The 20592-nt window shown below is 71.9% G+C and carries 19 protein-coding genes; 13 read left to right on the plus strand and 6 right to left on the minus strand.

Going from position 1 to position 20592, the window contains the following annotated elements; genetic code table 11:
* Positions 1–45: 45 nt before the first annotated feature.
* The 5 genes from ACGFIO_RS23365 to ACGFIO_RS23385 form a co-directional block, all read right to left on the minus strand.
* A complete protein-coding gene (locus tag ACGFIO_RS23365) occupies positions 46–669 on the minus strand; it encodes a response regulator (RefSeq protein WP_392828561.1) in 624 nt (207 codons plus the stop codon).
* Positions 666–1877, minus strand: coding sequence for a sensor histidine kinase (locus ACGFIO_RS23370; RefSeq protein WP_392828563.1), 1212 nt, complete (start codon positions 1875–1877; stop codon positions 666–668). Before ACGFIO_RS23370 ends, ACGFIO_RS23365 begins: the two co-directional genes overlap by 4 nt.
* A 5-nt stretch (positions 1878–1882) precedes the next feature.
* Positions 1883–2434 (minus strand): hypothetical protein, encoded by a 552-nt coding sequence (locus ACGFIO_RS23375; protein ID WP_392828565.1) that lies wholly within the window; start codon positions 2432–2434, stop codon positions 1883–1885.
* Between the two features lie 182 nt (positions 2435–2616).
* Positions 2617–4143, minus strand: coding sequence for an arylsulfotransferase family protein (locus ACGFIO_RS23380; protein WP_392828567.1), 1527 nt, complete (start codon positions 4141–4143; stop codon positions 2617–2619).
* A 31-nt stretch (positions 4144–4174) separates the two neighbouring features.
* Positions 4175–5350 carry a glycosyltransferase family 4 protein gene (locus tag ACGFIO_RS23385; protein ID WP_392828569.1) on the minus strand — a complete coding sequence of 392 codons (1176 nt, stop codon included), beginning with the start codon at positions 5348–5350 and terminating at the stop codon, positions 4175–4177.
* 25 nt (positions 5351–5375) lie between these two features.
* On the opposite strand from ACGFIO_RS23385, the gene ACGFIO_RS23390 reads away from it, so the two are divergent.
* A complete protein-coding gene (locus ACGFIO_RS23390) occupies positions 5376–6251 on the plus strand; it encodes an Fpg/Nei family DNA glycosylase (protein WP_392828571.1) in 876 nt (291 codons plus the stop codon).
* A 233-nt stretch (positions 6252–6484) separates the two neighbouring features.
* Complete coding sequence (locus tag ACGFIO_RS23395) at positions 6485–7978, plus strand: sugar transferase (protein WP_392829009.1); 1494 nt, start codon at positions 6485–6487, stop codon at positions 7976–7978.
* Here the strand turns inward: ACGFIO_RS23395 and ACGFIO_RS23400 are convergent.
* Positions 7975–8799: a helix-turn-helix transcriptional regulator gene (locus ACGFIO_RS23400; protein WP_392828573.1), complete on the minus strand. Its 825-nt coding sequence runs from the start codon at positions 8797–8799 to the stop codon at positions 7975–7977. The genes ACGFIO_RS23395 and ACGFIO_RS23400 overlap by 4 nt on opposite strands.
* A gap of 100 nt (positions 8800–8899) precedes the next feature.
* On the opposite strand from ACGFIO_RS23400, the gene ACGFIO_RS23405 reads away from it, so the two are divergent.
* The 11 genes from ACGFIO_RS23405 (at position 8900) to ACGFIO_RS23455 (ending at position 20585) form a co-directional block, all read left to right on the plus strand.
* Positions 8900–9628 carry an SDR family oxidoreductase gene (locus ACGFIO_RS23405; protein WP_392828575.1) on the plus strand — a complete coding sequence of 243 codons (729 nt, stop codon included), beginning with the start codon at positions 8900–8902 and terminating at the stop codon, positions 9626–9628.
* A gap of 16 nt (positions 9629–9644) precedes the next feature.
* On the plus strand, positions 9645–10847 hold the full coding sequence (locus tag ACGFIO_RS23410; protein WP_392828577.1) for a sensor histidine kinase: 1203 nt from the start codon (positions 9645–9647) through the stop codon (positions 10845–10847).
* Positions 10844–11590 carry a LytR/AlgR family response regulator transcription factor gene (locus tag ACGFIO_RS23415; RefSeq protein WP_392828578.1) on the plus strand — a complete coding sequence of 249 codons (747 nt, stop codon included), beginning with the start codon at positions 10844–10846 and terminating at the stop codon, positions 11588–11590. Before ACGFIO_RS23410 ends, ACGFIO_RS23415 begins: the two co-directional genes overlap by 4 nt.
* A gap of 169 nt (positions 11591–11759) precedes the next feature.
* Entirely contained in the window at positions 11760–12446 is a 687-nt protein-coding gene (locus ACGFIO_RS23420; protein WP_392828580.1) for a response regulator transcription factor, read from the plus strand.
* A complete protein-coding gene (locus tag ACGFIO_RS23425) occupies positions 12443–13462 on the plus strand; it encodes an ATP-binding protein (protein ID WP_392828582.1) in 1020 nt (339 codons plus the stop codon). Before ACGFIO_RS23420 ends, ACGFIO_RS23425 begins: the two co-directional genes overlap by 4 nt.
* A gap of 169 nt (positions 13463–13631) precedes the next feature.
* Positions 13632–15305 carry a DUF4153 domain-containing protein gene (locus ACGFIO_RS23430; RefSeq protein ID WP_392828584.1) on the plus strand — a complete coding sequence of 558 codons (1674 nt, stop codon included), beginning with the start codon at positions 13632–13634 and terminating at the stop codon, positions 15303–15305.
* Between the two features lie 40 nt (positions 15306–15345).
* Complete coding sequence (locus ACGFIO_RS23435; RefSeq protein ID WP_392828585.1) at positions 15346–15726, plus strand: DUF485 domain-containing protein; 381 nt, start codon at positions 15346–15348, stop codon at positions 15724–15726.
* Positions 15723–17360: a cation acetate symporter gene (locus ACGFIO_RS23440; protein ID WP_392828586.1), complete on the plus strand. Its 1638-nt coding sequence runs from the start codon at positions 15723–15725 to the stop codon at positions 17358–17360. Before ACGFIO_RS23435 ends, ACGFIO_RS23440 begins: the two co-directional genes overlap by 4 nt.
* 83 nt (positions 17361–17443) lie before the next feature.
* Complete coding sequence (locus tag ACGFIO_RS23445) at positions 17444–18091, plus strand: hypothetical protein (RefSeq protein ID WP_392828587.1); 648 nt, start codon at positions 17444–17446, stop codon at positions 18089–18091.
* A 140-nt stretch (positions 18092–18231) separates the two neighbouring features.
* Positions 18232–19011: an ABC transporter ATP-binding protein gene (locus tag ACGFIO_RS23450; protein ID WP_392828589.1), complete on the plus strand. Its 780-nt coding sequence runs from the start codon at positions 18232–18234 to the stop codon at positions 19009–19011.
* On the plus strand, positions 19002–20585 hold the full coding sequence (locus tag ACGFIO_RS23455; RefSeq protein WP_392828590.1) for an ABC transporter permease: 1584 nt from the start codon (positions 19002–19004) through the stop codon (positions 20583–20585). Before ACGFIO_RS23450 ends, ACGFIO_RS23455 begins: the two co-directional genes overlap by 10 nt.
* The last annotated feature ends 7 nt before the right edge of the window (positions 20586–20592 follow it).

Genomic DNA, 20592 nt, shown 5'->3' on the forward strand with positions numbered 1-20592 from the left:
GGGAGCTACCGGCCAGTCGCGCGGCACGAACTCGCCGGTCGGGGTTCAGAGGCCGTGGCGGTGTGCGTAGAGGATGGCCTGGGCGCGGTCACGGCTCTGAGTCTTGGCGAAGATCTGGTTGATATGGGTTTTGACCGTCGCGCCGCTGATGAAGAGGTGCGCGGCGATCTCGGCATTGGAGAGTCCGCGGGCGATCAGACGCAGCACGTCGCGTTCCCGCGGGCTGAGCCCGCCGGTCACCTCACCCGGGCCGCCGGAACGGGCGGCGACAAGGCGGGCGGCGGCCTCGGCGTCGAGCAGGGTCTGGCCCGCGACGGCGGCGTGCAGCGCGCGATGAATATCCTCGGCCGACGCGTTCTTGGTCAGGTATCCGGTTGCGCCCGCCCGCAGGGCGGCCAGGACCGACTCGTCGTCCGAATAGGTGGTGAGCGCGACCACGGCGGTGCCGGGCCGGGAGGCTCGCAGGCGGCGGGTCGCCTCGATGCCGTCCACCCCGGGCATGCGCAGGTCCATCAGGACGACGTCGGCGTCGTGCCGTTCGGCCTGGACGACCGCCTCCGCGCCGTCCCATGCGACACCGGCGACCCGGATGTCGTCCATCGCGGAAAGGATCACGGTCAGGCCGTCCCGTACGACGCGCTGGTCGTCGGCGACGATCACGCTGATCATGCCCGCTCTTCCTCTCTGGCCGGCTCCGTGGGTAGGGCAGCGGCTTGGTTCGGTGCGGTCGGCAGCGACGCTGTCACACGCCAGCCGCCGACGTCGTCCGGGCCGAAGTCGCATCGGCCGCCGACCAGCCGCATCCGCTGCCGCATGCCGGGCAGACCGAAGCCGCCGCCGGAACTGGCCTCCGGCCGCAGCCCAGGGGCATCGTTGCCCACCGAGACGATCACCTCCTGAGCCGTGAACGTGAGGGAAACGCGGACCGCCGCGCCCGGGGCGTGTTTTTCCGCGTTGGTGAGGGCTTCCTGGGCCACCCGGTAGAGGGCCAGCGTCGCCTCGGCCGGCAGCGGCAGTTCGGATCCGTGCGAGTCGAAGGCGCAGGCGTGGCGGTCACACAGCCGCTCGATCTGACGGGACAGCGGCAGTGAGTCGGCCCGCAGCGCCCGCACGGCCTGGTGGGCCTCGTCGAGCCCCTCCCCCACGAGTTCGCGGCTGCGGTCGATCTGCCGCAGCAGTTCGTCGCGGCCGGCGCCGCCACGGGCCACCGTCTGCACCGCGGTGAGCTGGATGGAGAGCGCGCCGAGCGTGTGGGCCAGCACATCGTGGAGTTCGCGGGCGAGCCGGTTACGCTCGGCCGCCAGCTCGGCCTCCCGCAGGGCGACCTCGGCCTGCCGGTCGGCGGTGGCCAGCAACGCCCTCTGGGTGGCGCGGTGCGCTGCCTGCCGGCGCCCGGCCGCGACCACCAGGCCGGCGACGGCCACTAGGACCACCTGCGACAGATTGCCCGGCAGGTCACCCCGGACCGTCAGCGTCCCCGCCGCGCCGACCGGTGCCGCCACGGCCAGACCGGCCGCCGGCAGCAGGTCGAACTCGGTCGCGGCGGCGGCCGCCATGACGCCGACGAAGATCAGGCCGAAGCCCTCGACGCCGGCGACCGCGCCGCCGGCCGCACCCATCACGGCCAGGAGCACAGCCCGTCCCGGCCCGCCCGGCCGGGCGGAGGTCGTGGGTGGGCCGCCCGCCCCGAGTAGCCAGCACAGCCAGCACAGGCCGGCCAGGCCTGCGCCGACCGGCACGACGACACCGGGTGCGGCGGTGGTGAGGACCATCCATTCGGACACCGCCAGGCCGGCGGCAGCCGCCCCGAACCGGAGCCGCGGATCGGGTATCAGGCCGCTGAGCCCCAGGCCCGGCGTCTTGTCAGTGCGGCTCATCGATTTCAGTATGCGGGGGCGAGGCGGCGGGCGGCGCGGCCTCGAACGGCCAGCGTCAGGCTGCGGGCCAGACTCATGCCCAGCGCCGAGAAGATGAACGCGTTGGCGAGGCCGACCGGGCTGAGTTGGTGCTCGGCCATGAACCGGCCGAGTGCCACCGGGAAGGTGTGCTCGCTGCCGTAGGAAAACGCCAGCCGTGCCGCCGTGACCGCCACCCAGACCACCGCGTACCCCCACCCCGAGTAGCTCACGACCGCGCCCGGCCGGGTCCGCGCCGTACGCAGCCAGCGCGGCTTCCAGACCGGGTCGTAATTCAGCCGGACCAGCGCCGGCGTGACCGAGGCCGCCCCGAGGGCCACGCCGGCCAACGCGGCGGCGCCCTGCAGCACGGGGTCTCCCCCAATGGTCGGCAGGCCGGTGAGAAAGAACGGCACGACCGCGACCACGGTCAGCACCGGCCGCCACACCCGGAACCATCCCACCTTGCGCCGGCCCAGATCCGATTCGAGGACTACGGCCAGTACCAGCAGCTGGATCAGTACGGTGCTTGTCGTCATGGCCGTAACGATCGGCTGATCAGCCGGAACGCACCTCGCCGCACGGGATGATCCGCGGGTGGATACCCGCTCAACCCGTAGGTTGAGCGGCCTGACCCTTACTCGCCGCAACAGCGGAACGGCATGGAGCCACGGTTCTGCACTACGACGGCGACGTCGACATGATCTCGACCCACCTGGGGTCAGACGCGGACCGGGATGGCGGAGCTGGTGCCGAGGACCTTGCCGGCGGCGTCGAGGGCGTCGGCCACCACGTATTCCGGGGTGCCGGGGATGGTCAGGCGGGTTTCGAAGCCGGTTCGGGGCCCCTCGACCGCGGCCGTCAAGGTGCGCGGCTGGCTGCCCGAGCGGGCCCGCCACTTGGCCACCCGGGTGTTGCCGTTCCAGCTCACGCTGACCGTGACGCCGCCGTTCTCGACGGACAGGCCCAGGGCCGGCTGGTCGAGGGGGGCGCCGGACCATTCGGCCTTGTACGCGCGGTAGGACTGGTTGTCCTTGGGCAGGTGGCCGCTGAGCCGGACCTTGCCGTCGGCCGCGAACTCGGTGAAGTGGGGCATCTGGCCCCAGCCGATGAAGCTGCCGCCGTCGGCCAGCTCGCGGAAGCTGCCCTGGGTGGGTGCGGACAAGCGGTCGGGGTGGACGAACTCCCGTACAAAAGTCGCCGTCTTCTTTTGCTCGTCGAGCTTGAGGACCAGGCCGCGGGAGTAGTCGCGTTCCTTGGTCACGCCGGCGCCGTTGTCGAACATGCTGTAGGAGCCGTCGCGGCGGCGGCGGAAGTCGTGTTGCCAGGAGAACTTCGCCTGGTCGGCCAGGGCGAAGTCGCTCTTGCGGCCGCCCAGGCGCCAGATCACCTCGCCCGTCTTCTTATTGATCTTGTAGCAGGTCCAGGTGTGGCGGGACGAGATGATCAGGTGACCGTCGGCGTCGAGGCCGACCGAGTTGGGGTGGAAGTAGTCGTACGGCAGGTGGGCCGAGTCGCCCTGGGGCAGAGGCGCGTTGGACTCGTCCAGCGTCACGTGGTCGCGGGCCCGCCACTCGAAGACCCGCTTGCCGGTGGCGATGTCGATCTCCTGGATCACGCCGTCGTGCAGCACCCCGTCGGCGGGCCCGCCCTTGGCGCTGAGGTCCATCGGCACCGGGTCGTAGATCCAGAACAGCGCCGTGTCGCGCGGCGTGATCACGAAGTCGTGCTGGTCGGCCTGTTCGGTGCCGGCCGCCCGGACCCGGGTGATCTCGCGGTAGTTCTCGTCGGCGATGACGAACTCGCCCTGGCCGACACCCTGCCCGCCGGTGCCCCCGATGGTGCCTTCCCACCAGGTCAGGACCGGCTTGTTGCGGTACTGCTGGACCTTGAAGTCGATGGCGACGGTGGCCGGGTCGGGCACCTTGCGGAACCAGACGGGCGAACCCTTGTCGTCGATGATCAGCGGTCCCCACAGACCGGCACCGGATGCGGGGGTGAGGAAGATGTAGCCGGGCGCGGTCGCGTTGGCCGGCACGGTGATCGTCACGTCCGGCAGCGTCCGCAGGTCGGGTCGCGACCGATACTTGGGCGGCCCGGCGACCGGCTCGACCGGCGGGGTGGCGGTCGTCGAGTCGCCGGAGTGTCCGATGGCATAACCGGCGCCGCCGGCGACCGCGGCCAGCGCGACTCCGCCGCCGACGCCGAGGAGCAGGTTGCGGCGTGAGGTTTTGGGGGTGTCCGTCACTCGATCCAGCATTCCCCAACTGGATCGATAGTTACCTAGGCAGGGAGTGTGATTTTCCTGTGAAGTCGTTGTACACATCGATCAAACGAGCTGTAAGAACATCCGGGTGAAAGTGGTCCACCCATCGCTTTCTGGCCGATTCGGACAGAGCCGCGGCCGAGGCCCGGGCCACCGGTAGCACGGCGGCCAGCGACGCCGGATCGGGCTTCGAGAGCCACCCGCCATCCGCACCCACCATGTACGGAATCCCGCCCACCGCCGTGCCCAGCACCGGCCGCCCGGTCGACAGCGCCTCCAGCACCACCGTCGGCAGCACGTCCTCCCACGTCGGCACGACCACGGCCACCGACGCCGCCGCCCATGCCGCCATTATCTGGGCCCGGTCGAGCACGCCGAGGTATTCGACGTCCTGGCGCGCGGCCGCCGCGTCGACGGCGAGCTGACGCAGTTCCCCGTCGCCGGCGATCCGCAATACGCCGAGCGAGCCGTCGGGATGCCTTTGCCACGCGTCCAGCAGCAGCGCCAGGCCCTTCTCGGGGGACAGCCGCCCGGCGTAGAGGAATCCGTCGCCCAGCGGCGCCGGCGCACCCGGGTCCGGCAGGCCGTTCGGCTTGATCACGATGCGCGAGTCGGGAATGCCGTAATCGTGCAGGTGCGAAGCGATCTTGTCGGTCAGGGCGATGAACCGGTCGACCGAGCGCCACGTCGGCCGGTGCACCGCGAGCGTGGTCGCCATCAGCGCACTCTGCGCGCTCGACCCGCGGTAGCACTTGTGCACGACGGCCGGATAGCCGATCAGCTTGTCGCGGCATTCGTAACAGTTGTGCCCGTCCCGGAAGTACAGCCCGGACGAGCAGACCTGCCGATAGTTGTGCACGGTCTGCACCACCGGCACACCGTGCTTGTGCGCGGTCCGGACGATCCAGGGCGAGATCAGCGGGTACGGGTTGTGCAGGTGCACGACCTCCGGCCGCTCCCGTTTCAGCAGCTCGGACAGCTCCCGCTGGGCCGGAACACCGTAGATCGGTGAGATCGGCAGCAGCGCCTTCTGGGCCGGCGGCAGCCCGCCGATGTCGTCCGAGCTGCGCTGGAACGGCACGACCTCGACACCGGCCGCCCGCAGCTGGGTGATCTCGGTGTCCACGATGACGTTCTCACCGGAGGGGATCGCCTCGCGGTACCGGTTGTGCGCAACCACGACCTTCACGCCCAGGAACGCTACCGTGGAGGCTGTGCCCGAACTTCCCGAGGTCGAGGCGCTCAGCGCGTACCTGCGCGAGCGCGCGGTCGGCCACACCGTCCAGCGGTTCGAGGTGTCGTCGTTCAGCGCGCTGAAGACCTTCGACCCGCCACCCACCGCCATCGCCGGGCTGGAGCTCACCAGCGCCGGGCGGCACGGCAAGTTCCTCGACGTCGGGCTCGGTCCTCGCCAAAAAGAAGGCTCAGTACACATGGTGGTGCATCTGGCCCGGGCGGGCTGGCTGCACTACCGGGACGCGTTCAAGTCGGCCACGCCACTCAAACCGGGCAGCGGGCCGATCGCTGTGCGCGTACGGCTGGATGACGGGTCTGGTTTTGACCTGACCGAGGCCGGCACGCAGAAATCCCTGGCCGTCTACCTGGTTCGCGACCCGGCCGAGGTGCCGGGGGTGGCGCGGCTGGGTCCCGACGCGCTGGCCGTGTCGCGTGACGAGTTCGCCGAGCGCATCAAGGGTCGCAACGGGCAGATCAAGGGCGTGATCACCGACCAGGAGGTGCTGGCCGGCATCGGCAACGCGTACTCCGACGAGATCCTGCACACCGCCAAGATCTCCCCCTTCGCGCTGACCGGCAAGCTGACCGACGAGCAGATCACCACGTTGTACGAGGCGACACGCCAGGTGGAGACCGATGCGGTGGCCCGATCGGTGGGGATGAAGGCGGCCGAGCTCAAGGGCGAGAAGCGGGCCGGCATGCGGGTGCACGCAAGGACCGGACTACCCTGTCCGGTCTGTGGCGACACGGTGCGTGAGGTGTCGTTCGCGGACAAGAGCCTGCAGTACTGCCCGACCTGTCAGACCGGCGGCAAACCCCTGGCTGACCGGCGTCTTTCCAAATTGATTAGGTAACTGACGGTCCATACCGGGATTGCGGGCGTAACGTCCGCTTCTCCGGCCCGGATCCATCGGTATAGTGGCCCGGTCCCACGCTTCGCCCACGGCGCGAAGCAGACCGGCGGTGATGTTCGGTGACCTTGGGCCGTGGCAGTGCGTAATGACGTCGGGCGGTCGTGATGCGGGAGGACGTAGGCGAGGTGACCACGAGCCTCCCGCGGCCGGCGACCAGGAACAGCCGGAGCAACATGCCGTACGACAGCTTCGAGTGGCAGGAACCGCCGCCGAGCAACGGTGTACCCCGAAGCGCCTGGACCCGTAGCCACCGTCGGCTGTCGCGCTGGCACCGGCCGTACACCGCGGTCCTGATCGTCCTCGACTTCGTCTCCGCCGTGCTGGCCAGCTGGATCGCCACCGCCACGCTGGAGCAGGCCAACGCCGGTTTCCAGAACCAGCCCGAGATCTTCGCCGCGATGGCGTACGTCGTCCTGCCCGTGACCTGGGTGATCGTGCTCTGGAGCGTGGGCAGCTACGACCGCCGCTACCTGGGCCTGGGCAGCGAGGAGTTCAAGCGGGTCGCCCGCTCGTTCGTGGTCGTGGTGGCCACCGTGTCGCTGGCCGCGTTCGCCACCAAGACGTCCCTGTCGCGCGGCACTGTCGCCCTGGTCTCCGGCGGCGCCCTGTTCTTCATCCTGATCTGCCGCTATTTCGCCCGGCAGGTCCTGCACTTCGCCCGCCGCCGCACCGGGCACGGCGCGCACCGGATGGTCCTGGTCGGCACGCTGCCCGAGGCGCTCGAGGTCTACACCGCGGTCACCCGCAGCCCGGCCGCCGGCCTGATCCCGGTGGCCATCCACATCACCGACGGCCTGGCCTCGGTGCGGGGCATAGAGACGCCGGTCCCGGTGTACGCCGGCCGCGACGTGCTGTCCCTGGTCCGCGAGGTCGGGGCCGACACCATCGCGGTCTGCGGCTCGGCCAGCGCCGAACCGGGCGAGCTGCGCCGGCTGGCCTGGCAGCTCGAGGGCACCGGCGTCGACCTGGTGGTGGCGCCCCAGCTGACCGACATCGCCGGCCCGCGCGTGCACATCCGCCCGATCGAGGGCCTGCCGCTGCTGCACGTCGAGGAGCCCACCCTCTCGGGGCCGGCCTGGCTGGTGAAGAACCTGCTCGACCGGATCGCCGCGTTCCTGGGCCTGCTCGCGCTCAGCCCGGTGCTGCTGGCCATCGCCATCGGCATCCGGCTCTCCGACCCCGGCCCGGTGTTCTTCCGGCAGCCCCGGGTCGGTCACGAGGGCCGCACCTTCCGGGTGTGGAAGTTCCGGACCATGTACGTGGACGCCGAGGAGCGCAAGGCCACCCTGGAGGAGCTGAACGACTCCGACGGCATGCTCTTCAAGATGAAGGACGACCCGCGGATCTTCCGCTTCGGCAAGACACTGCGGGCCAGTTCACTGGACGAGCTACCGCAGCTGATCAACGTGCTGAAGGGCGAGATGTCGCTGGTCGGGCCACGCCCGCTGCCCGCCGACGACGGCGACTACCTGGGCGACGTCCGGCGCCGGCTGCTGGTCCGGCCCGGCATCACCGGGCTGTGGCAGGTCAGCGGCCGCTCGGATCTGTCCTGGGACGAGGCGGTCCGGCTCGACCTGTACTACGTGGACAACTGGTCGCTCACCTACGACCTGGGCATCCTCTGGCGCACGATCTGGGTCGTGCTCAAGCGCAAGGGCGCCTACTAAGCCGTCACGGCGACGCTGCCGAGCAGGGCCAGGGCCTGGGCGGCCGGGCTGTGCGGCTCGGCGTGGTAGATCACCAGCATCTGGCCGTCGGCGCTGGGCGGGATCAGCGTCTCGTACTCCAGGTGCAGGAGGCCGACCTCGGCGTTGACTATCTGCTTCGTACCCCTCGTCTTGGCCTTGACCTCGTGTTTCGCCCACCATGCGCGGAAGTCCGGGCTCTTCACCGACAGCTCACCGACCAGCTCGGCCAGCCGCGGGTGGTCCGGGTCGGCGCCGGCCGACGACCGCAGGCTGGCCACGGTCTCCTGGGCGACCTTGTCCCAGTCCGGATAGCAGTCGCGCGACGCCGGGTCGAGGAACACCGCGCGGATCAGGTTGCTGCCCGGGCCGAAGATCGGATGCAGGGCGGCACCGAGCCGATTGGTGGCCAGCACGTCCAGATAGCGGCTGGTCAGCAGGGCCGGGGTGCCGGTCAGCGCGTCGAGCAGGCGGCGCAGGGCAGGATCGACCCGAGGGGTACGCCCGGAGCGCCGCCGCCCCGGCCGCGCCGCACCGGCCAGGCGCCGCGCGTGCTCCAGACCGTCCGGGCCGAGGTCGAGGACCCGGGACAGCGCCTCCAGCACCTGATCGGACGGGTGCTTGTCGCGGCCCTGCTCGAGCCGCACGTAGTAGTCGGCGCTGACCCCGGACAGCATCGCGACCTCCTCGCGACGCAGCCCGGACACCCGCCGGCGGCCGGCGCCCGGCGGCAGCCCGACCTGCTCCGGCCGGGTCAGCTCGCGCCGCGCCCGGAGGAACTCGCCCAGCCTGTTCTCCGCCATCCCCCGACGGTAGAAGACCCGGCGAGCCGTTGGGTGGCCGTGCGACTACCAGGGTCGGCGCGGCCTTCTCCCGGGCCCGGCGCCGGGCCAGCGTGGTGGCATGACCTCATTGACCAACCGCATCGCTGTCGTCACCGGAGCCACCAGCGGGATCGGCGCCGCCACGGCCGGGGCCCTGACCGCCGAGGGGGCCCGGGTGGCCGCGTTCGGCCGCCGAGAGGACCGGCTCAAGGACCTGGACGCGCTCCCGATCGCCGTTGACGTTCAGGACCGGGACGCCGTACACGCCGCCGCCGACCGGGTCCGCGCCGAGCTCGGCCGCCCCGACCTGGTCGTGGCCAACGCCGGCGTCATGCTCGGGGCGCCGTTCGAGGAGGCCGACCCGGCCGAGTGGGACGCCATGATCGGCACCAACGTGACCGGCCTGCTGCACACCGCCCGCGCCTTCGTCGACGACCTGCTGGCCGCGGCGGCCGAGGGGCGACCGGCCGACCTGGTGCTGGTCGGCTCGGTCGGCGGGCACCAGACCTTCGTCAACTACGGCGTCTACTGCGCCACCAAGGCCGCCGTCGCGCACCTGACCCGGAACCTGCGGGCCGAGCTCGGGCCGCGCGGCGTACGCGTGAAGAACGTCGAACCGGGCATGGTCAGCACCGAGCTCGGCGACGGGATGCGCGACACCTCGGTCCGGGATTCGCTCAACCAGTGGCGGGCCGGCCTGGAGACGCTGCGGAGCGAGGACATCGCGGCCGGGATCGCCTGGGCCGCCGCCGCACCGGCCCGGATGAACGTCGCCGAGATGATCATCGTGCCGACCACCCAGGGCTGATTCCCGGCATGGCAGGATGCCGCGAGTGAGGCCCGACCTTCCGACCGTGCTGGCCGTGCTGGCCGCCCTCGCCGCACTGGCGGGGGCGGTCGTGGCGGTGTTGCGGCTGCGTAAGCGGCGGCGGATCGCCACGGCGATGCAGCGGGCCACCTACGACGTGCTGCACACCGCCGCGCAGGCCGCCGAACCGCTGCGCGGCGGGCTCACGCCCAGCTCGGCCGGCAAGTCCGTCCGCCACCTGCGCACCCTGGTCGGTGCGGTCGGGCTGACCATCGCCGACGCCGAGGAGTGCCTGGCCTTCGACGGGCGCGGCAGTCACCACGGCGACCAGTTCACGGCGGCGGCGCAGCGGGCCGTGCAGGGGCGCCGGCCGGTCGTACTCGACGGATCCGATCTGCCCTGTGATCGCGTCGACTGTGTCGTGCGCGGGGCCGTCGTGGTGCCGCTGACCGGGGCCGACGGGCTGGCCACGGCGGCCCTGGTGGCCATTTCCGACGATCAGCCGGCGCCGGGGCTGGTGCAGGCCACCCAGGAGGCCGCGCGCTGGGCCGGGTCACAGCTGGCGCTGGCCGAGCTCGACTCGTCGCGGGAGCGGCTGGCCCGGGCCGAGGTGCGCGCGCTGCGGGCCCAGATCAGTCCGCACTTCATCTACAACGCGCTGACCGCTATCGCCTCGTTCGTCCGCACCGACCCGGAACGCGCGCGCGAGCTGATCCTGGAGTTCGCCGAGTTCACCCGCTACTCGTTCCGGGCGCACGGCGACTTCACCACCCTGGCCGAGGAGCTGCGCTCGATCGACCGCTACCTCACCATCGAGCGGGCCCGGTTCGGCGACCGGCTGCAGGTCCGGCTGCAGATCGCACCCGAGGTGCTGCCGGTCAGCCTGCCCTTCCTGTGCCTGCAGCCGCTGGTCGAGAACGCCGTACGACACGGTCTGTCGCGTAAGCCCGGCGTCGGTATGGTGAGCATCGAGGCGCGCGACGCGGGCGCCGAGTGTCACATCACGGTGGAGGACGACGGCGTCGGCATGGATCCCGAGGTGTTCGCGCCCGGGCGGCCGGAGACCGACGACGGCCAGCACGTCGGCCTGACGAACGTGGACGAGCGGCTGCGCAACGTCTTCGGCGACCACTTCGGGCTGGTGGTGGAGACGGCGCCCGGTGAGGGGACCAAGGTCAGCATGCGCGTTCCCAAGTTCCATCCGGGGGTACGCCCGTGAGCACGCCGTTGGTCGTTCTGGCCGTCGACGACGAACCGCCGGCCCTGGACGAACTCGCGTATCTCCTCACCGCGGACGATCGCGTGGCTCACGTGCACCGGGCCGGCGACGCCACCGAGGCGCTCCGCGTGCTCCGGGACACCGAGGTCGACGCGGTCTTCCTGGACATCCGGATGCCCGGCCTGGACGGCATGGAGCTGGCCCGGATCCTGCGGCGGTTCGCGCACCCGCCGGCCATCGTGTTCGTGACCGCGTACGACGACGGCGCGGTGGACGCCTTCGACCTGGGCGTGACCGACTACGTCCGCAAGCCGGTGCGGGCCGAGCGGCTGGCCGAGTCGCTGCGCCGGGTGGCCGGCCTGCGCGCGGCACCGGTCCCGGCGGTCAAGCGCGAGGACGAACCGGCCATCCCGGTCGAGCTGGCCGGCACCACCCGGATGCTGCCCCGCTCGTCGGTGCGCTGGGTCGAGGCGCAGGGCGACTATGCCCGGCTGCACACCGCCGACGCCTCGCATCTGGTCCGGGTGTCGCTGGCCACGCTGGCCGAGCGCTGGGCCGATGCCGGGTTCGTCCGGATCCACCGCAGCTATCTGGTGCAGTTGCGCCTGGTTTCGGAGCTGCGGCTGACCCAGTCGGGCTACGTGGTGGCGGTGGACGGCGCCGAGCTTCCGGTCAGCCGGCGGCACACCCGCGAGCTCAAGGACAAGCTGATCCGGGCGGCGAAACACGACTGGACCCGCTGAATCCACAGCGTTGTCCACAGCCCCACAGGCTTTTCCACACAGTTATCCACAGGGTCGGACGATCTCCACAGGTCCTTCACAAAGCGGGCTCCCTTCTTGCACGGGCGGTCACTATGGTCCCGAATGCAGGCGCTTCACGGGGGAGCGCCGGGCCAGATGGGAGTCAGTCGTGAGCGATGTCGAGCGACGCGTTCTCGTGGTCGAGGACGAACCGACCATCGCCGAGTCGGTGGCCGCCCGGCTGCGCGCCGAGGGTTTCGTCGTCGAGCTGGCCGCGGACGGGCCGGCCGCGGTGGACGCCGCGCGACGGACGCCACCGGACGCGGTGGTGCTCGACGTCATGCTGCCCGGCTTCGACGGCCTCGAGGTGTGCCGGCGGCTGCAGGCCGAGCGCCCGACGCCGATCCTGATGCTGACCGCCCGCGACGACGAGAACGACATGCTGGTCGGGCTGGCCGTCGGCGCCGACGACTACCTGACCAAGCCGTTCTCGATGCGCGAGCTCGCCGCCCGGGTGCACGCCCTGGTCCGGCGGGCGACCAAGACCGCCGTGGTGGCCGAGCCCGACCTTCTCACCGTGGGCGACCTGCAGATCAACCGGACCGAGCGGCGAGTGCTGCGGTCCGGGGTCGAGGCGCAGCTCACCCCGACCGAGTTCGACCTGCTGCTGCACCTGGCCGAGCGGCCGCGGGCGGTGCTGCCCCGGGAACGGCTGCTGGCCGAGGTGTGGGGCTGGGCCGACGCCTCCGGCACCCGCACCGTCGACAGCCACATCAAGGGCCTGCGACGCAAGCTCGGCGCAGATCTGATCCGCACGGTCCACGGCGTCGGGTACGCGCTGGAGGCACCGCGATGATCTCCCTACCGCGTCCCCTCGACCCGGTCCGGTCCATCAAGATCAAGATTGGGCTGGTTCTGCTCGGCGCCCTGGTCGCCGCCATGACCTACTTCCGGATCGGGATCGGCTGGCTGCCGCCCTGGACCACGGTCACCGCCTTCGTCGTCGCCCTCGGCGCCCTGCAGCTGCTGGCCCGCGGGCTCACCTCGCCGCTGCGCGAAATGACCGCGGCGGCCAAGGCGATGGCCCAGGGCGACTACACCCGCCGGGTCCGGGCCACCTCCCGCGACGAGGTGGGCGAGCTGGCCGTGGCGTTCAACATGATGGCGGCGGATCTGGCCGCGGCCGACCGGCAGCGGCGCGAACTGATCGCCAACGTGTCGCACGAGCTGCGTACCCCGATCACCGCCCTGCAGGGTGTGCTGGAAAACATTGTGGACGGTGTGGCCGAGGCCGAACCGCAGATGATGAAGACCGCCCTGGCCCAGACCGAGCGCCTGGGCCGGCTGGTCGCCGAGCTGCTCGACCTGTCCCGGGTCGACGCCGGCGTGCTGACCCTCGGGCAAGAGCCGATCCGGGTCCGCCCGTTCCTCGACGACGTGATCGACGAGGCCCGGGTCAACGCCGAGGGCGCCGGCCACGACGTCACGTTCACGGTCCGCGCGCCCGACCTGACCGTGCCCGGCGACCGCGCCCGGCTGCACCAGGTCTTCGCCAACCTGCTCGACAACGCGGCCCGGCACAGCCCGAGCGGCGGCATCGTCCGGGTCACGGCCGCCTCCGACGGCGACCGGCTGCTGGTGGTGGTGGCCGACGAGGGCGAGGGCATCCCGGCGGCCGACCGCGAGCGGGTGTTCGAGCGCTTCACCCGGGGCGAGCGGGCCACCGGCGGCGGGACCGGGCTGGGTCTGGCCATCGCCCGCTGGGTGGTCCAGCTGCACCGCGGCACGATCGCCATCACCGACCCGGCGCCGGCCCGGGCGCCCGGTTGCCACGTGCAGGTGACGCTGCCGTTGACACCGCCCGCAGTCTGACCGTCACACTCCGAAGTACCCGCAACACGCCAAGCCACGTCCTCGAGTGGTAGCCCAGCGCGGTATTCCACAAAGGAATATCGCCCCTGGCTACCACTGATCTTGGCCACCACTGACGAACCACCGGGTCGCCCGCCCGACAGCCGATCGATCCACGAAGGGATGCACCGTGTCCGAGGGACCGAAGAACGCCGGGACGAGCACGCCGCCACAACCCTGGAATCCGCCCGCCGGAAAGGCCCAGCCCGATCGCCCGGCCGGCGTGTCCAAGCCGGCCACCCCGGTGCCGCCGGTGATCGCGATGGTGTCCGGCCCGTGGCAGCGCTCGGGGATGTTCGGCTCGGCCTGGCCCGGCCCGGGGCGCCCGGTCAGCCCGGCCGCGGCCGGGTTGCTGATCGTGGCCGCGCTGATCGCCGCGGTCAGCGTCACCGGCAGCGGGCTCGGCTGGCTGGCCGCCGGGCTGGCCGGCGCGGGCGCCCTGGCCGGCATCCGGCGCCTGCCGGCGCCGCGCGGCACGGTCCCCTGGCCCGACCTGGCCGCCTACCGGCGCGGCGGCGCTACCGACCGGGCCGGCTACGGCTGGGCCGCCGCCACCGTCGCCCTGCTCGCCGTGGGTACGCTGCGCGCCGCGCCGTGGCTGTTCGCCCTGGCCGTGCTCACCGCGGTGGGGACCGGCGCGCTGGCCGTGGCCGGCGGCCGCTCCTTCCGCACGATGGCGATGGCCTTGATGATGTTCCTCGCGGCACCGTTCCGGGCGCTGCCCTGGGTGGTCCGGGGCCTGGCCCTGATCCGCCGCCGGGCGCCCGGCACGCCCGGCATAAGGGTCGCCGCCACGGTGGTGACCAGCGTCTTCCTGCTGCTGCTGTTCGGTGCGCTGCTCGCCTCGGCCGACGCCACCTTCGCCCGGCTGCTCGAGTCGCTGGTGCCCGAGGCCGACGGGCCGTCCACGGTCCGGGGCGTCTTCGTCTTCGTGCTGGCCGGCGGGGTGCTCGGCGGGGCCGCGTTCCTGCGCGCGACGCCGCCCGCGATGTCCGCTGTGGACGGTCGGCCGGCCACCAAGGTGAACCGGTGGGAGTGGGCCGTACCCCTGGGTCTGCTCGCCCTGTTGTTCCTCGCCTTCGTCGGGGTGCAGCTGGCCGTCCTCTTCGGAGGGAGCAAGCACGTGCTCGACACCGACGGGCTGACCTACGCCGAGTACGCCCGGGGCGGGTTCTGGCAGCTGCTGATCGTCACCGGGCTGACCCTGGCCGTGCTCGGCGTCGCCGCCCGCTGGGCCCCGCGCGACACCCCGGCCGACCGGCTGCTGATCCGCGTCATCATGGGCGCGCTGGCCGTGCTGACCCTGGTGATCGTGGCGTCGGCGCTGCACCGGATGACCGTCTACGCCGACACGTACGGCCTGACCCGGCTGCGGATCCTGGTCTTGGCGTGCGAGGCTTGGCTGGGCGTGGTGTTCCTGCTGGTGCTGGTGGCCGGCGTCCGGCTGCGGGCAGCCTGGCTGCCCCGGGTGGCCCTGGCCATCGGCGTGCTGACGCTGCTCGGCCTGGCCGTGGCCAACCCGGACCGGATGATCGCCGAGAGCGGCGTGGCGCGGTACGAGCGCACCGGCCGGATCGACAGCGGGTACCTCAGCGACCTCTCCCCCGACGCCGTGCCGGCCCTGACCAGCCTCCAGCCGCCGCAGGTGCGCGACTGCACGCTCTTCTACATCCAGCAGGAGCTGCGGGCCGACGGGACCGAGTGGTCGGGCTGGAGTTACGGCAAGGCCGAGGCGCGACGGCTGTTGGCCACCAACCCGGCGGGTTACCCGGCCGACTGCCCGGGAACGCGTTCGTACGGGTAGAACGCTTGACATTGCCCGGGAGACAACGAGACTCCCGGTCATGAGCAGCGGCGTACGGGGTCAGCGGGTCCGGGTGGTGCTCGGCGAGGTCGCCGCGCGCCGTGCCCCGGCCGACCCGGCCCACGCCGACCTGGCCGAGCAGACGCCGGTCGGCGAGGCGCTGGTCCGCGGCCTGGTCCGGGCTCAGCTGGCCCTGGCGCTGCGGATGGCCCTGGTGGTGGTGACCGGGCTGGGGGCGCTGCCCCTGCTGTTCGCGGTCGCCCCGGCGGTCGGCGGCGTCCGGGTCCTCGGCGTCAACCTGCCGTGGCTGCTGCTCGGCGTGTTGTCGTTCCCGTTCCTGTTCGCCGTCGGTTGGGTCTACGTGCGCTGGGCGGAACGCAACGAGCAGGACTTCACGGCGGTCATCCGGCGGCCGGAGTGAACCCTTACGTCGTACCCGGGCTGGTCGTGGTCGTCCTGGCCACCGTGGCCATCGGCGCCTACGGCCTGCGCTTCGCCCGGACCACCTCGGACTTCCTGGTCGCCTCGCGGTCGGTCAGCCCGGCCTGGAACGCGGCCGCGATCAGCGGGGAGTACCTGTCGGCGGCCAGCTTCCTCGGGGTGGCCGGCCTGATCCTGCGGTACGGCGTGGACGTCCTCTGGTACCCGGTCGGGTTCGCCGCTGGCTACCTGGCGCTGCTGCTGTTCGTGGCCGCTCCGCTGCGCCGCTCGGGCGCCTTCACGCTGCCCGACTTCGCCGAGGTGCGGCTGCGGTCGCCGCTGCTGCGCCGGCTGGCCACCGTCTTCGTGATCTTCATCGGCTGCCTCTACCTGGTGCCGCAGTTGCAGGGCGCGGGCCTGACGTTCACCACGGTCACCGGCGGCTCGTACGCCTGGGGCGCCCTGCTCGTGGGCCTGGTGGTCACGGCCAACGTGGCGCTGGGCGGGATGCGCGCGATCACGTTCGTGCAGGCGTTCCAGTATTGGCTGAAGTTGACGGCTCTGGCCGTACCCGTCATCTTCCTGGTCCTGCAATGGCAGGCGGCCGGGCGGCCGTCGGTCGACCCGCCCAGCGGCCCGGTCTTCCCGGCCACCACCACCGTGACCTTCGACGACGCGGCCCGGATCACCCTGCCCGACGGCTCGGTCGACCAGGTCGAGCCGGGCTCCGAGCGCACCTATCCGGCCGGGTCACCGGTGCCCCGGGTGAGCACGGTCGACGACCGCCGCGGGCCGGGCTGGCTGCTGCCCGGCGGCGACGGCAGCCTGTTCGCGACGTATTCGCTGATCCTGGCCACGTTCCTGGGCACCATGGGCCTGCCGCACGTGCTGGTCCGCTTCTACACCAACCCGGATGGCGCCAGCGCCCGCCGCACCACGCTGGTCGTGCTCGGCCTGGTGGGGCTCTTCTATCTGTTCCCGACCCTGTACGGCGTGCTCGGCCGGGTCTGGGCCCCGCATCTGCTGATGACCGGGCGGACCGACGCCGTCGTGCTGGTGCTGCCCGAGGCGGCCCTGGGTGGCGGTCACCTCGGCCGGCTGCTCGGCGCGCTGGTCACCGCGGGCGCGCTGGCCGCCTTCCTGTCCACCTCGTCCGGCATCCTGACCAGCGTGGCCGGCGTGGTCTTCACCGACGTGCTCAAGGCCGAGCGGGGCGGATCAGTTCGCGACTTCCGGGTCGCCACGGTGCTGGCCGCCGTGCTGCCGATCGTGCTGGCCCTCTCGGTCGCCACCATGGACGTGTCCAAGGTCGTCGGGCTGGCCTTCGCGGTGGCCGCGTCGAGTTTCTGCCCACTCCTCGTGTTGGGCATCTGGTGGCGCGGACTGACCGACGTCGGCGCGGCGGCGGGCGTGCTGGCCGGCGGCGGCGCGGCCATGGCGGCCGTGCTGATCACCGTGCTCGGGCCGCCGATGACGGGCTGGCCTGCGCAGATCTTCGGGCAGCCGGCTGCCTGGACGGTGCCGCTGGCGTTCGCCGTGATGGTGATCGGCTCGCTCGCGACCAGCCGCCGGGTGCCCCGGGACGTCGGCGCGACGATGCTCCGCCTGCACGCTCCGGAGTCACTCCGTCTCTAAACTTTCTTTCTTGAGCGGTGAACTCTTCGGCCTGCGCTACCCGTAGCTATCGGCGGTGGAAGCCTGACGAAGAGGAGCACTACATGAAGGCGCGCAAGATCATCATCGGTCTCGTCGCTCTGGCCGTGACCGGTGGCGGTATTGCCGTAGGCACGGGCTTGAGCAGCGCGGCCGAGGCTCCCAAGGAAGACTGTGGCGGTCTGAACCAGGCTCTGCAGAACAACCTGAACTTCATCGCCGGCCAAAAGGCCAACCCGGACGCGCAGTCGGACGCGCGGATCGCCAACCGGCAGGCCGTGGTCGACCTGATCAACCAGCGTCGCGCCGTCGCCGGCTGCACCGGAGACGTCCAGGCCCAGCCCCCGGCGGCCCAGCCGCCCGCCGCCAAGCCGCCGGCGCAGGAGGCCCCGCCGGCCGAGGAAGCCCCGCCGGCCGAGGAAGCCCCGCCGGCCGAGGAAGCCCCAGCGCAGAACGGGCAAACCGGCGAGGTCGTGTGCAAGGGCTCGACCGTGACGCTGTCCGGCGAGGCCGGCGCGCCGTTCGCGTCCAGCGGCACCTTCCCGATCGGCACCACGCTGAAGGTCACCAACCTCGACAACAACAAGAGCACCACGGTCAAGGTCGAAACCACCTCGGGCAGCTGCGTGCTGCTCAACAACGCCGCCTTCGAGCAGGTCCGCGAGCCGGGCAAGTTCCTCATCCGGCGCGCCGTGATCGAGCGCGTCGGCTGACGGCTCGTCGTACGGGGGACTGTGGTAGCTCAGCGCGCCATTCGGTGGCCGGATAGCGCACTGGGCTACCACTGTTCGGTGGACGGCCCGGACCAGCCTGCCCTGGTTCCGGGCCGTTCTCTATGGGTAGGTTCGGGCCCATGACAGTGCCCCTGCAGCGAGACCCCGATGACGACGTCGCGATGTCGCTGCACGGGCTGGTCAAACGCTTCGACACCAAGGTCGCGGTGGCCGGCGTCGACCTGGACGTCCCCGCCGGCTCGTTCTTCGGCCTGCTCGGCCCCAACGGCGCCGGCAAGACCACGACGCTGTCCATGGCCGTCGGCCTGCTGCGGCCCGACCAGGGCCGGGCCACGATCCTCGGGTACGACGTGTGGGCCGACCCGGCGGCGGCCAAGGCCCGCCTCGGCGTGCTGCCCGACGGCACCCGGCTGTTCGACCGGCTCAACGGGGCCGAGCTGCTCGCCTACAACGGCCTGCTCCGCGGCATGGCCCCGGACGTGGTCGACCAGCGCGCCCGCGAGTTGCTCGACGTGCTCGAACTCGGCGTCGACAACCGCACCCTGGTCGTCGACTACTCGGCCGGCATGAAAAAGAAGATCGGCCTGGCCTGCGCCCTGCTGCACGGCCCACGGCTGCTGGTGCTGGACGAGCCGTTCGAGGCGGTCGACCCGGTCTCGGCCGCGCTGATCCGCGACATCCTGCAGCGCTACGTCGCCGGCGGCGGGACGGTGGTCTTCTCCAGCCACGTGATGGAGGTCGTCGAGAAACTCTGCAGCCACGTCGCGATCCTGGCCGACGGGCGGATCCGGGTCGGCGGAACGATCGCCGAGGTGCGGGGCGGCTCCTCCCTCGAGGACGTGTTCGTGCGGGTGGTCGGCGGGCGTACCTCGACCGGCTCGGAGCTGGCGTGGCTGTGACCGGTCTGTTCATCCGGCTCAAACTCCGGATCCTGGGCAACGGCCTGCGCGGCAGCACCAGCCGGGTCGTGCTGTTCGTCTTCGGCCTGCTGTTCGGGGCGGGCGGCGCCGTCGGCGGCTTCCTGCTGCTGGCCCTGCCCGGTTTCGTCGACGACCGGCGGGTCGGCGAGATCATGCTGCCCCTGGCCGGCGCCCTGCTCCTGGTCGGCTGGCTGTTCCTGCCACTGATCTTCTTCGGGGTCGACGAGTCGCTCGACCCGGCCCGCTTCGCGCTGCTGCCGCTGCGCCGGCGGACCCTGATCACCGGCCTGTACGCGGCCGCCGCGACCGGCATCCCGGCCGTCGCCACGCTGCTGGCCACCGGCGGCATGGTGCTGTCGGCCGGTCTGCTCGGCGGCCCCGGCGCCGCACTGGCCCAGCTGGTCGGGGTGGTTCTCGGGCTGGCCCTGTGCGTGGCCGTCAGCCGGGCGGTGACCAGCGCCTTCGCCACCGCGCTGCGCTCCCGGCGGGCCCGTGACCTGGCCACCGTGCTGCTCACGGTCACCGCCGCGCTGCTCGGGCCGCTGCAGCTCGGGGTGCTGGCCGGGGCCGAACGGGCCGACTGGGACCGGGTGGCGCAGGTCGCGACCGTGATCGGCTGGACGCCGCTCGGGGCCGCGTACTCGCTCGGCATCGATGTCGCGGCCGGGCGGGCCTGGGCCGTACCCATCAAGATCTTGATTGTCCTGGCCTCGATCCTGGGACTGCTGGCCTGGTGGGCGTCGACGGTCGAGCGGGCGATGCTGGGTACGGCGTCCAGCGGCCAGCGCGCGGCCAAGGCCTCCGGTTCGCGGTCGGCGGTGGCCCGGCTGATGGTTCGCGGGCTGCCGCAGACCCGGTTCGGCGCGCTGATGTCCCGGGAGATGCGCTACTGGTGGCGCGAGACGCGGCGCCGGGCCAGCCTGATCACGCTGGGCGTGGTCGGTGTCTTCCTGCCGGTCACGATGTCCGCGAACGGCGGCGGCAGCGGGTTCACGGTGCTGTTCATCGGCGCGCTGGCCTCGATCAGCCTAGCCAACCAGTTCGGTTTCGAGGGCAACGCGTACGCCGCCAACGTCGTCGCCGGCGTGCCCGGGCGGACGGAGATCCAGTCCCGGGCGGCGGCGTTCTCGCTGTTCGTGGTGCCGGTGCTGATCGTGATCGCGACGGTGGTGTCGCTGGCGGCGGGGCGGCCGGAGGAGATCGCGTCCCGGCTGGGCACACTGGTGGCCGCGTACGGCGTCGGCCTGGCCGTGGTGCTCCCGGTCTCGGTCCGCGCCGCGTACGCCCTGCCCAGCACCTCGAACCCGTTCGCGATGTCGTCCGGCGCCGGCCCGGCCAAAGGTCTGCTGGCGATGGCGGTGCTGGCCGGCGCGATCGTCGGGACCCTCCCGGTGCTGATCACCGGCTATCTGGTCGGTGACACCTGGCACTGGATCGGGCTGCCGGTCGGCCTGGTCTACGGCGCGGCGGCGTACCTGATCGGCTCGCGCATCGCCGGCAACCTGCTCGACCGGCGCATGCCCGAACTGCTGTCGGCGGTCACGCAGCGATAATGGCAAG

The sequence above is a fragment of the Actinoplanes sp. NPDC049265 genome (assembly GCF_043197135.1).
Taxonomy (GTDB): Bacteria; Actinomycetota; Actinomycetes; order Mycobacteriales; family Micromonosporaceae; genus Actinoplanes.